Source organism: Curtobacterium sp. BNK-1 (genome assembly GCF_048685235.1).
GTDB classification, from domain to species: Bacteria; Pseudomonadota; Gammaproteobacteria; order Enterobacterales; family Enterobacteriaceae; genus Pantoea; species Pantoea agglomerans.
In genome coordinates, this window is the sequence record NZ_JBLQTJ010000001.1 from 2556175 (window position 1) to 2568634 (window position 12460).

Consider the following 12460-nt stretch of genomic DNA (forward strand, 5'->3'; position numbering starts at 1 on the left):
TTTGACACCCTGCCATTACTGAGAGGTTCAAACGTGTCACGTACAATTATGCTCATTCCGACCGGCACCAGCGTCGGCCTGACCAGCGTCAGCCTCGGCGTTATCCGCGCCATGGAGCGCAAAGGCGTTCGACTTAGCGTCTTTAAGCCGATTGCTCAGCCGCGTACCGGCGGCGATACGCCGGATCAAACCACCACTATTATCCGTAAGAACTCTTCGATTCCTGCCGCTGAACCGCTGCAGATGTCACGTGTTGAATCACTGCTGGGATCGAACCAGCAGGATGTGCTGATGGAAGAGATCATCTCCCGTTACCATGCCAACACGCAGAATGCGGAAGTAGTGCTGGTTGAAGGTCTGGTCCCTACCCGTAAGCATCAGTTCGCCAACGCGCTGAACTATGAAATCGCGAAAACCCTGAATGCGGAAATCGTCTTCGTGATGGCGCTGGGCAATGACTCTCCGGCACAGCTGAAAGAGCGCATTGAACTGACGCAAAGCAGCTTCGGCGGTCAGAAGAATAAAAATATCACTGGCGTGATCATCAATAAACTCAACGCGCCGGTCGATGATCAGGGGCGTACCCGCCCTGATCTGTCAGAAATTTTTGATGACTCGTCAAAAGCCAGCATCGCCAATATCGATCCTAAGCAGCTGTTCTCAGACAGCCCGCTGCCGGTGCTGGGCTGCGTGCCGTGGAGCTTTGATCTGATCGCCACCCGCGCAATCGATATGTGCCGCCACCTGGATGCGCGCATCATCAACGAAGGTGAGATTCAGACCCGCCGGGTTAAATCGGTCACCTTCTGCGCCCGTAGTATCCCGCACATGCTGGAGCATTTCCGTCCAGGCTCACTGCTGGTGACTTCCGCAGACCGCCCGGATGTACTGGTCGCCGCCTGTCTGGCCGCCATGAACGGCATTGAGATTGGCGCTATCCTGCTGACCGGTAACTACGAGATTGACGATCGCATCGCGCGCCTCTGTGACCGTGCCTTCCAGACCGGCCTGCCGGTGTTCATGGTGAAAACCAATACCTGGCAGACCTCTCTGAGCCTGCAGAGCTTTAATCTTGAAGTGCCCGCTGACGATACGCAGCGCATCGAGAAAGTGCAGGAATATGTTGCCAGCTACATTAATGCCGACTGGATTGAGTCACTGACCGCCACGTCAGAGCGCAGCCGTCGCCTGTCGCCACCGGCCTTCCGCTATCAGCTGACTGAGCTGGCGCGTAAAGCGGGCAAACGCGTCGTGCTGCCAGAGGGTGACGAGCCGCGTACGGTTAAAGCGGCTGCTATCTGTGCTGAACGCGGTATCGCCACCTGCGTACTGTTAGGCAACCCGGATGAGATTCAGCGTGTTGCTGCGGCTCAGGGTGTCGAACTGGGCAAAGGGGTTGAGATTGTTGATCCGGAACAGGTGCGTGAAAACTACGTGCCGCGTCTGGTTGAGCTGCGTAAGAGCAAAGGGATGACCGAAGTGGTCGCCCAGGAACAACTGGAAGATAACGTGGTGCTGGGCACCATGATGCTGGAAAGTGGCGAAGTGGATGGCCTGGTTTCAGGTGCGGTTCACACCACCGCCAACACCATTCGTCCGCCTCTGCAGCTGATCAAAACTGCGCCTAACAGCTCACTGGTTTCATCGGTGTTCTTTATGCTGCTGCCGGAGCAGGTGCTGGTTTACGGTGACTGCGCGATTAACCCGGATCCCACCGCTGAGCAGCTGGCTGAGATCGCTATTCAGTCAGCCGACTCTGCTAAAGCCTTTGGTATCGATCCACGTGTTGCGATGATCTCCTACTCTACCGGCACGTCAGGTGCAGGCAGCGACGTTGAAAAAGTGCGTGAAGCAACGCGTATCGCGCAGGAAAAACGTCCTGATCTGGTCATTGATGGTCCGCTGCAGTATGACGCCGCGATCATGGAAGATGTGGCGAAGTCGAAAGCGCCAGATTCACAGGTTGCCGGTCGCGCCACCGTCTTTATCTTCCCGGATCTGAACACCGGTAACACCACGTATAAAGCGGTACAGCGTTCAGCCGATCTGATCTCAATCGGGCCGATGCTGCAGGGTATGCGTAAGCCGGTTAACGACCTGTCGCGCGGTGCGCTGGTTGATGACATCGTCTATACCATCGCCTTAACCGCTATTCAGTCTCAGCAGGCTGAACAAGGCTAAGCGTCAGGTAAGAACGCAAAAGGCATGCCCCAGGGCATGCCTTTTTTTTGCCGGTAACAGAGCCGGAGGCTTTAATGCGGATCGCTGAGACGCGTTAAAGCGCCCGTTTTCAGGTTCAGGCCCGGTTATCGCCGTTGCGGCTCATCCACAGAGAGAGCGCTTTAAGCGAATCGTCAGTGAACTCATCACAACGTGCGGTGATCTCATCGGGCGTCATCCAGATAATCTCATCGACTTCCGATTCCTGCATGGCGAATGGCCCATGTGACACACAACTGAACAGACCGCCCCAGACGCGACAGTGCTGATCTTCGAAGTAGAATTTGCCATGCTCAGCAAACGGCACCGCGGCAATCCCTAACTCCTCTTCCGCTTCACGTCGCGCAGACTCCAGCATATCTTCACCGCTCTGCACCACGCCGCCTGCGGTTGCGTCCAGTTTGCCCGGCATAAAATCTTTTATCTCTGTGCGACGCTGCACCAGAATCTTGCCCATACCGTCATGAACCACAATATAGGTAGCGCGGTGACGCAGGCACTCAGCGCGCATCTGCGCACGTGTTGCCTGAGCAACAACTTCATTCTCTTCGTTTACGATATCGACCCACTCGATGCCGTCACCCGCAGTTTGATCCACCATCCGTAACCCTTTCCTGTTTGGCGTACACTTGGGTACGCAGTTTGCCACGTCTTTATTTTTATGTGGCGTAAGGTAATCACTTCCGGCAGCCTGAGCAAGCCCTGGCTGTTACCGATTTTTACCACTTTCTGCTAACCACAGCTGTACTGAGGCTCGCTGCCACTGAAACTCAGCATAATCCCGCAGACGCGCGGGCAAAGGATCGCCATGCAATACCAGCCGGTTAAGCATCACCGCCAGATCGGTATCCGCAATTGACCACTCGCCAAACAGGTTCTGTTGCCCGTCCGGCAGCAGGCGATCGACGGCCATAACCAGTTTATCCACCGCCTGCTGCGCTGATGCGGTCAGCGGCGCAAAGCGCTCACCGGCAAACAGCACTTCTGTGGGACGCTCCTGGCGTATCCACAGGAAGTCACTGCGCAGCCAGGCCTGGATCTCTCTGGCGCGGGCACGCTTCTCGCGGTCGCGGGGATAGAGGCGCTCAAATTCGGGCGCCGGAAAGCGCTCTTCAAGATATTCGGTAATCGCCGAGGATTCGCTTAACAGGAACGCATCAATCTGCAGGGTCGGGACCCGGCAGGTCAGCGACAGCTCGCGGTAAGCCGCGGCGTATTGCTGATTCTGCGACAAATCGACGCGCTTCAGCTGGAAAGGGATCCCTTTTTCGGTAAGAGCAACATAGGCCGACATGGCGTAAGGACTGAAAAATGATGAATCTGACCACAGGGTGATGGACGGATAATTCATCGGTTACCTCAATTGGCTGTCAGGGTTGCATCATGTTTACCGATTTTTATTTGGGAAGGCAACGCTGAGCTGATCCGATCTCTGCCTCCGGAATAAGAAAGCGCGACGCGACTCACGATAGAGTGGCTCGACTCTTCTATGCTGAAAGATGCAAATAACAAAAAAATCAAGGGAGCCGCAACATGCACATTCTTATTACCGGTGGCACGGGACTGATTGGCCGTCACCTGATTCCGCGCCTGCAACAGCTGGGGCATCAGATCAGTGTGGTGACGCGTGACGTGGTCAGCGCACGTGAAAAACTGGGCGAAGAGGTCGCGCTCTGGTCAGGGCTGGCGCAACAGTCGAACCTGGATACGATCGATGCGGTCATTAATCTGGCGGGAGAACCTATTGCCGACAAACGCTGGACGGAGCCGCATAAACAGCAGCTGTGTGAAAGCCGCTGGCAGATAACCGAGCAGATCGTCTCACTGATCAACGCCAGCGCCACACCACCGTCCGTGTTGATCTCAGGTTCGGCAACCGGCTTTTATGGTAACACCGGCGATCTGGTACTGACTGAAGAGGATCAGGGTCAGGATGAGTTTACTCATCAGCTCTGCGCCCGCTGGGAGCAGCTGGCGCTCGCGGCTGAAAGCGAACGCACCCGCGTCTGCCTGCTGCGAACCGGCGTGGTGCTGGCGTCTGAGGGCGGCGCACTCAGCAAAATGAAGCTGCCCTTTAAACTCGGCATCGGCGGGCCGATTGGCAGTGGTAAACAGTACATGCCGTGGATTCACATTGATGACATGCTAAACGCCATTATCTGGCTGCTGGAGCATGATGATCTGCGGGGTCCGTTCAATATGGTCGCTCCCTACGCGGTGCGTAACGAGCAGTTTGCCGCCACGCTGGGCCGGGTGATGCATCGTCCGGCCTTTATGCGCACGCCTGCCAGCGCCATTAAACTGATGATGGGCGAATCGTCGGTACTGGTGCTGGGAGGACAGCATGTGCTGCCAAAACGGCTGGAAGCCTCAGGCTTTGGCTTCCGCTGGTACGATTTGCAGGAAGCGTTGCAGGATGTCGCAGGATAAACATACGGCGGCCCTGGGCCGCCGTATGTTTCGTTAGTTACGCTGCTCTGCTACACGCGACTTCACTACCTTCTCTTCACGCGTATGCCCCGGTTGTGGCACACGAATAATAAAGGTCAGCACGCCAGCGAACACGTATAGCCCGGTATAGGCCCATACCACACCGACAATGTCGAAGAACGGCAGCATGACTGAGGCGATAGCCGGTGCCACAAAGTTACTGAGTCCAGCGGAGAGGTTGTAAATAGAGACCGCAGCGCCTTTATGATGCGGTTCCAGCGTGGGAAATACAGCGGTCATCGGTACAAACGCCGCGACAAAAATTCCCAGCATTACCGCAGGGATTAATGCGACCCAGAAGTTATGACCCGCATACAGCGGCAGATAATAAAAGGTCAGGCTGGAGATGGCCATCCCCAGGCAACCAAACCAGCGCACCTGACGGATCCAGCCCAGCTTCTCTCCCGTGAGGCCCCAGAAGATATTCGTAAATATAGTGACAAAGAAGAACACCGCCCAGATTTGTAGCCATTCAGAGATGGTAAAGCCGAGACGATCGACAAACAGCAGTGGCATGATAATGGCGAAACCAAACAGCGACAGCGTGTTGATGATGCGAATCAGGCAGGCATAAAACACATTCTGATTGGTGAACAGGATGGTCACGGCACGCGCCATCTCTGTCATCTTGTCACGCATCGGCAAATTCACACGAGAGCGATCCACCGGTACCTTGCGCAGGCTGAAGTATGCGAGGATCCCACCACAGGCCACCCAGATAATAGCCAGCCACAGCGTCCCCGTTTCCCCCAGCATCGGAATGGTGAGACTTGGCAGATAGCTGCCAATCACCCCGATGCCGACAGAATACATCGCCCAGAACCAGCCGGTCGCCGCCGGCAGTTTTTCGCGCGGTAAGACCTGCACCAGCATCATCATGAAAGAGTAGATAAACAGCGGATAAGCCAGCCCGCGAATGCCGTAGAACAGCACCATCAGCGGATAGTTGCGCAGGCCAAGCCCCAGCGACATAAACAGCGTATGCATCACGATCCATAACACAAAGCCAATCATCATCGCGCGCTGCGGTGTGATCAACTCGGCTACCACGCCAGATGCCCAGGCCGCCAGGGCTGCCGCTAAGCCATAGAAGGTGAATACGACTGCAGACTGCGCGGGCGTAAAGCCCATATCGGTGATATGGCGCGACAGAAACGCCATTTCAAAGCCATCACCCGCCATAAAGATTGCGATAGCGAGGAAACCCCAGAACATCTTTTTCGGTAAGCCAAACCAGTATTCGTTCGATTGCATCACAATTACCTTCTGTCTGGTTAGTCGTTATGCAGGCAGCAAACTGCGCACCTGTTGTTGCTGGATGTAGAGTTCCCGGAACAGACATAGCCGCTTTTGCAGCACGGCACCGCGCGTCTCGTCCGGTTGGTAGCGTGCCTGCACAGCCGGCTTCAGACACACCTCATGCTCAAGGCCGCCATCAGCCAGCCACGCTAAACGTGCCGCACCCAGCGCGCCAGATGCGCTGGCGGGATGGGTAACAATGGGCAGTTGCAGCACATCGGCAATCAATTGAGCCCACAATGTGCTACGTGCGCCACCACCGGTCAGGCTGCACTGCTGAATGTGATGCCTGGCATCGCCGAGCACACTCAACCCATCAGCCAGCCCAAATGCCACGCCTTCAACCACCGCATAGCCCAGCAAGGCGCGCGGGGTTTCATGGCGCAGATTGAAGAAAGAACCGGATGCGTCAGGATCGTTATGTGGTGTGCGTTCACCAGACAGATAGGGCAGGAAAACCGGGGCGCTACGCACTTGCTCATCACTGAGCTGGACCATCTCCTCCATCAGCTGGCTTTCACTGACCGACAGCAGATTGCACAACCAGCGCAGACAACTGGCGGCGCTAAGCATCACACTCATCTGGTGCCAGCGGCCCGGTAACGCATGGCAAAAGGCGTGCACCCCGCATTGAGGGTCAGCCCGTAAGCGGTCGTTTACGACAAAAATCACACCGGAGGTACCCAATGAGATAAACGCATCACCGGGATTCACCGCCCCCACACCGACTGCCGATGCGGCATTGTCACCGCCGCCTCCCGCGACAGTAACCGCAGTAGATAAACCCCACTCGCTCGCCAGCGTCGGCTGCAGGCGTCCACTTATGGCACTGCCTTCTACCAGTTCAGGCATTTGGGCACGCTTCAGTCCGGTGATGGCCAGCAGTTCTTCCGACCAGTCACGCCGGGAGACATCGAGCCACAGCGTTCCGGCAGCATCCGAAGGCTCACTGACAAAGCGCCCGGTAAGACGCCAGCGCAGGTAATCTTTCGGCAGCAGGATCTTATCGATGCGGCTGAAAATTTCTGGCTCATTTTCCGCGACCCAGTGCAGTTTCGGCAAAGTGAAGCCGGGCATAATCATATTGCCGCTAATTTCCATTATCCGGGGATTGCTCTTCCGTAGCCTTTCACACTGCGGTGCACTGCGCGTGTCGTTCCAGAGGATACACGGACGCAGCACCTTCCCCCCGGCATCCAGCAACACGGCCCCGTGCATCTGTCCCGATAATCCAATAGCGCGAATCGCGGCCCATGCCAGAGGAAACTGATGACGTAATCCCGCCAGAACCTCGCTGCAGGCTTGCCACCAGCATTCAGGATCCTGTTCAGCCCAGTGGGGATGGGGACGCTGCACGCTCAGCGTGTCGTGCTGAGCCGCCACAATCTCACCGTGCGTATTAATGATCAGCGCTTTAAGCTCTGAGGTACCAATATCAATGCCGAGATACATAATTACACCGCCGCCAGTTCAGGCTGTTTCAGCCACTGCTGCAAACTCGCAACACGGCGGGTGACTAACTCATGAAACGCCTTATCAGATGCCAGTTCCGCAAACAGCGCGCTATCACTCAGGTATGCATGGAGCGGATCGGCGCTGGCGAACTGCTTACGTAGCGTATCGACCTGTAGCGCACCGTCCTGATAGCAATAGGGTAAATTGTCATCGGCCCATCGCTGCATAAACAGGAAGAACAGTGCCGGAATCACCGCCGTTGCGGTGGGCTGCGCACCGCGCTGGTAGCACTGTTGCAGGGTTGGCGTCACCATGCCGGGAATTTTGGATAAACCATCGGCACCGACGCGCTGATTGGTATCTTTAATGTAAGGATTACTGAAGCGGGCCAGCACCACGTCACGATAATCCGCTAAATCAAGCGGGCTGGGAGACAGAGAAGGAATGACATCCTGGGTCACATAGTCGTGAGCCAGTTGATAAATCGCCGGATGGCTGGTGCTCTCATCGATATAGTTCAGACCAATCAGTGTGCCCGCCCAGGCAATCGCAGCATGTGTCGCATTGAGGATGCGAATTTTTGCCTCTTCCCACGGCAGTACCGATTCCACCAGTTCAACACCGACCTTTTCCAGCGCCGGGCGCCCGGCAATAAAATCATCCTCAATGACCCACTGAATAAAAGATTCGGCCATTACTGCTGCGCCATCCTGTTTGCCGGTCGCCGCCTGCACGCGTTCTGCCACCTCCGGAGTAGGACGGGGTGTAATGCGATCAACCATGGTATTCGGTGAACGGGTTTGCGTGCGCACCCAGTCGGCCAGCGCGGTATCGCCTTTGGCCGTAAGAAACGCCAGGAAGGCGTCACGGAAACGCTCACCATTGTGCCGCAGATTGTCGCAGTTCAACAGCGTAACAGGCGGACCGCCTTGCGCAACACGCTGTGTCAGAATATGGCTGAGTGCGCCGTAGAGGGTGCGGATATCTCCACCCAGATCGGCTTTCACATCTGCCTGATTGAGATCCAGGGTAAACGCGGGCGTCAGGTAGTAACCCGCTTCGGTCACGGTAAAGCTAATCACACGTGTTTCCGCGCTGGCCCCCTGCTCGATCAACGCACTGATATCACTGTCCCAGGGCAAAATTTTGCGCAGCGAAGTGATGGTTTCGTAGTCGCGCTTACCTGCAGGCGTCACGGTTTCCAGCACATATTCTCCCTGCTGCGCCGCGAGCTGATTGAGCAGCGGCACTGCGTCATTACGTATATTGCCGAGCGCGATGCTCCAGCTTTCATCACCCTGCTCACGCAGTTTATGCAGATACCACGCCTGATGTGCCCGATGAAAAGATCCCGCGCCGATGTGCATCCACACTGATTGGTTGTTCATAATCGCCTCAATTTAAACATTTGCCACACCTAAGGGCATTTGCCCGATGAACTGTAGCATAGTGCCTATTACTAAGATCCTTCTGCGAGCCGAGTCACAAATAATACTTTTGCTCCCATCCTGGGCTTTTGCTCAGTTAGTGCTTTTCGACCCGCACGGCGTTAAGATGTCCCCTCAAATTCGACGGAACATCGTGATGAGCAGAGAAGAAAAAAAGCAGGAGCTGGCCGCACGTGCCGCATGGATGTATTACGTCGCAGGCGTGACACAGCAGGAGATTGCGCAGGCATTGGGATTGTCACGACAGGTAGCGCAGCGGCTGGTATCCAGTGCACGTGAAATGGGCATGGTGAACGTAAAAATTGATCATCCCGTCACACACTGTCTGCAGCTGGCGCGTGAGGTACAGGCGAAGTTTGGTCTGGATTTGTGCCGCGTTGTGCCATCTGCCAGTCTGAATGATGAGGCTATTCAACAAATGCTGGCAGTTGAAGGCGCGGCGGTGATGACACAATTCATCAATGAGGAAACGCCTCAGGTGTTCGGTATTGGTTCCGGTAAAACCCTGCGCTCAATGATCGATGCGCTACCCTGGGTTGATCGCCCGCAGCATCATTGCGTTTCCATGATTGGTGCAATCGCGCGGGATGATTCCGGTACACGCTATGACGTACCGTTGAAGATGGCCGAAAAGATGCAAGGTAAGTATTTCTTTATCCCTGCGCCCTTATACGCCGACACCCCAGAGGATAAAGCGATGTGGGTTCAGCATAAGGTTTACCAGCGCGTCATTGATCGCGCATTACAGGCGGACGTGGCTTTTGTGGGTATTGGCGAAGTGATGCCGGGCTGTCCTTTGAATGCCGAGGGATTCATCACAGATGCGCAGGTCGAGGCGCTAAATGGGCGCGGCGTGGTGGGCGAAATGCTCGGTCACTTTTTCAATCAGCAGGGTGAGCGGGTATGGGGCGAAACGGATGAGCTACTGACCAGCGTGCGACTGGAAAGCCGGACTCAGCGTAAAATTATTGGCTTTGCGGGTAGCGAGCGCAAGTATCCAGCAATCCGTGCCGCATTACAGGGCGGCTGGGTATCGGGACTGGTGACCGATGAGGATACGGCGCTGAAGCTACTGCAAAAGTGATATCTCAGCATGGATGCAGAGTGCGAGGGCAGAACGCAGAGATGACGCAAAATCTCAAACGCGGCTCGCACTTATTCTGCGCAGGGCACGTTACGCCGGTGCCCTGATTCCCTCACCTTAACTAACATCTAACCGTTACTTCAGCGATCCCTTGAGGAACTGCTGTAAACGTGGGCTTTTCGGGCTGCCGAACAGTTCCGCAGGCGGCCCCTGCTCTTCGATTTTACCCTGATGCAGGAAAATGACATGACTGGAGACGTGACGGGCAAACTCCATCTCGTGAGTCACGACCACCATGGTTTTGCCCTCCTCCGCCAGCTTCTGCATGATGCGCAGTACTTCCCCGACCAGCTCCGGATCAAGCGCCGAAGTGGGTTCGTCAAACAGCAACACTTCTGGCTCCATTGCCAGCGCGCGCGCAATCGACACACGCTGCTGCTGACCGCCGGAGAGGTGAACCGGATATTTTGCCTGCGCCCGCGCATCAATTCCGACTTTATCGAGGTATTTGATGGCACGCTCACGCGCCGCCGCTTTACTCAGCCCCAGCACCTGAATCGGCGCTTCCATCACGTTTTCCAGCACGGTCATGTGACTCCACAGATTAAAGTGCTGGAACACCATGGTCAGGCTGGTACGTAACGCGCGCAGCTGCTCTTTGTCAGCCACTTTGAGCTGACCATCTTTGTCACGGACTAAGGTGATTTGTTGGTTATTCACCATGATGCTGCCTTCACTCGGTTTTTCGAGGAAGTTGATGCAGCGTAAAAAGGTACTTTTCCCTGAGCCGGACGATCCAATAATACTGATCACATCGCCCGCTTTAGCAGTTAACGAGACCCCTTTCAGCACTTCATGTTCACCGTAACGCTTATGCAATTCGGTGACGCTTAATTTATTGTCAGCCATAGTTCTACTCAATGCGATGAAGAGGGTTTCACGTGGGCCAGCCAGCGACGTTCCGCCAGGCGGAACAGGCTGATCAACACGTAAGAGATAATCAGGTACAACACAGCCGCCAGACCAAAGGCGGTAAACGGCTGATAGGTCGCCGAGTTAATATCCCGCGCGATTTTCAGCAGATCCGGCACGGTGGCGGTGAAGGCCAGCGCCGTGGAGTGCAGCATCAGAATCACTTCGTTGCTGTAGGCCGGCAGTGCCGTACGCAGCGCCGATGGCAGGATAATGCAGCGATAAAGTTTAAAAGTAGAGAAGCCGTACGCCCGTGCCGCCTCAATTTCACCGTGTGGCACCGAGCGAATCGCACCGGCAAAAATTTCCGTGGTGTAGGCGCAGGTGTTGAGGGTAAAGGCGAGCAGCGTACAGTTCAGACCACTGCGGAAAAAGGCATTCAGCAGTTCAGTGCCTTTCACAATCTCCAGCGTGTACATGCCGGAGTAGAACACCAGCAGCTGCACATAGAGCGGCGTGCCGCGAAAGACGTAGGTGAAGAGCCAGACCGGAAAGCTGATAAACCGGTTAGGGGAAACCCGCGCTATCGCCAGCAGGATTGCCAGACATCCGCCAATGGTGACCGAGAGGATCAGCAGCCACAGGGTGATAGCTACACCGGTAAAACGATAACCGTCAGTCCAGAGCAGCGATTTCCAGTATTCCTGAATAATATCAATCATAACTCGCCCTCTTCACACCCACCGTATAGCGCCGGTTCAGCCACCACAGCACACCGTTTGACAGCGTGGTGAATACCAGATAAATCACACCGGCCACAATGGCGAAGTAGAACGGCTGCCAGGTACTTTTTCCTGCCAGCTGCGTCGCCTTCACCACATCTTCCAGCCCCAGCAGCGAGACCAGCGCGGTGGCTTTCAGAATCACCTGCCAGTTGTTGCCGATGCCTGGCAGCGCGTAGCGCATCATGGCCGGAAACAGAATGCGGCGGAACACCTGCGCGCCGGTAAAGCCAAACGCGGTTGCTGCTTCAATCTGCCCCTGAGGCACGGCCATAAAGGCGCCGCGGAACGTTTCGGTGAAGTAGGCACCATAGATAAAGCCGAGCGTGATGATACCGGCGACCATCGGGTCGATATCAAACTGCGCCATGCCCAGCGCATCGGTTATCTGGTTGAGGACAATCTGCAGACCGTAGAAGATCAGCAGCATCAGTACAAGGTCTGGCACGCCACGAATCAGCGTGGTGTAGCCTTCAAAAATCATCGCCAGTGGCCGGCTGCGCGACAGTTTCGCGCCTGCGCCAATCAGGCCCAGCAGCACTGCCAGCACGACGGAAGTGAGCGCCAGTTCCAGCGTCACCAGCGTGCCCCGAAGAATTACATCAGAATAGCCATACAGCATCGAGAGGGTCCTGTCGTGGGGTGAAAACGAAACGCTGCCCGCAAGCGAGACGGGCAGTTTAGCTTTACCTCTCTGTTGCAGATGCCATCCGCTATTAGCGGAAAAGAACCCGATTCTGCACCTGGCAGAACCGGCTCAGACCCGGCAA

At 55.8% G+C, this 12460-nt stretch carries 11 protein-coding genes; 3 read left to right on the forward strand and 8 right to left on the reverse strand.

Annotated elements, in window-relative coordinates; genetic code table 11:
- The first annotated feature begins 33 nt into the window (after positions 1 to 33).
- Positions 34 to 2181, forward strand: a complete 2148-nt coding sequence (pta, locus tag ACMGGP_RS11995) for a phosphate acetyltransferase (protein WP_010258038.1) — start codon at positions 34 to 36, stop codon at positions 2179 to 2181.
- A 115-nt stretch (positions 2182 to 2296) separates the two neighbouring features.
- On the opposite strand, the gene yfcD is transcribed toward pta, so the two are convergent.
- Both yfcD and yfcF read right to left on the reverse strand, forming a co-directional pair.
- On the reverse strand, positions 2297 to 2821 hold the full coding sequence (gene yfcD, locus ACMGGP_RS12000; RefSeq protein ID WP_010258035.1) for an NUDIX hydrolase YfcD: 525 nt from the start codon (positions 2819 to 2821) through the stop codon (positions 2297 to 2299).
- A gap of 108 nt (positions 2822 to 2929) precedes the next feature.
- A complete protein-coding gene (yfcF, locus tag ACMGGP_RS12005; RefSeq protein WP_010258032.1) occupies positions 2930 to 3571 on the reverse strand; it encodes a glutathione transferase in 642 nt (213 codons plus the stop codon).
- Between the two features lie 182 nt (positions 3572 to 3753).
- Here yfcF and ACMGGP_RS12010 point away from each other — a divergent pair, with 182 nt between their 5' ends.
- Complete coding sequence (locus tag ACMGGP_RS12010; RefSeq protein WP_010258028.1) at positions 3754 to 4650, forward strand: TIGR01777 family oxidoreductase; 897 nt, start codon at positions 3754 to 3756, stop codon at positions 4648 to 4650.
- A 33-nt stretch (positions 4651 to 4683) separates the two neighbouring features.
- Here the strand turns inward: ACMGGP_RS12010 and ACMGGP_RS12015 are convergent, their stop codons facing one another.
- From ACMGGP_RS12015 to dalD, 3 genes are read right to left on the reverse strand one after another with little or no spacing between them, the layout of a single operon-like run.
- The gene (locus ACMGGP_RS12015) at positions 4684 to 5964 is read right to left on the reverse strand and encodes an MFS transporter (RefSeq protein WP_397323691.1); all 1281 of its coding nucleotides are present in this window, start codon (positions 5962 to 5964) and stop codon (positions 4684 to 4686) included.
- A gap of 27 nt (positions 5965 to 5991) precedes the next feature.
- Complete coding sequence (xylB, locus tag ACMGGP_RS12020) at positions 5992 to 7461, reverse strand: xylulokinase (RefSeq protein WP_498798471.1); 1470 nt, start codon at positions 7459 to 7461, stop codon at positions 5992 to 5994.
- 2 nt (positions 7462 to 7463) lie between these two features.
- Positions 7464 to 8852 (reverse strand): D-arabinitol 4-dehydrogenase, encoded by a 1389-nt coding sequence (dalD, locus tag ACMGGP_RS12025; protein ID WP_010258020.1) that lies wholly within the window; start codon positions 8850 to 8852, stop codon positions 7464 to 7466.
- A gap of 196 nt (positions 8853 to 9048) precedes the next feature.
- Here dalD and ACMGGP_RS12030 point away from each other — a divergent pair, with 196 nt between their 5' ends.
- Positions 9049 to 9996 carry a sugar-binding transcriptional regulator gene (locus ACMGGP_RS12030; protein ID WP_010258017.1) on the forward strand — a complete coding sequence of 316 codons (948 nt, stop codon included), beginning with the start codon at positions 9049 to 9051 and terminating at the stop codon, positions 9994 to 9996.
- Positions 9997 to 10131: 135 nt separating this feature from the next.
- Here the strand turns inward: ACMGGP_RS12030 and hisP are convergent, their stop codons facing one another.
- From hisP to ACMGGP_RS12045, 3 genes are read right to left on the reverse strand one after another with little or no spacing between them, the layout of a single operon-like run.
- Positions 10132 to 10905 (reverse strand): histidine ABC transporter ATP-binding protein HisP, encoded by a 774-nt coding sequence (gene hisP / locus ACMGGP_RS12035; RefSeq protein WP_010258014.1) that lies wholly within the window; start codon positions 10903 to 10905, stop codon positions 10132 to 10134.
- 8 nt (positions 10906 to 10913) lie between these two features.
- Entirely contained in the window at positions 10914 to 11630 is a 717-nt protein-coding gene (locus ACMGGP_RS12040; RefSeq protein ID WP_010258010.1) for an ABC transporter permease, read from the reverse strand.
- Entirely contained in the window at positions 11623 to 12312 is a 690-nt protein-coding gene (locus ACMGGP_RS12045; RefSeq protein WP_010258006.1) for a histidine ABC transporter permease HisQ, read from the reverse strand. Before ACMGGP_RS12045 ends, ACMGGP_RS12040 begins: the two co-directional genes overlap by 8 nt.
- Positions 12313 to 12460: the final 148 nt, after the last annotated feature.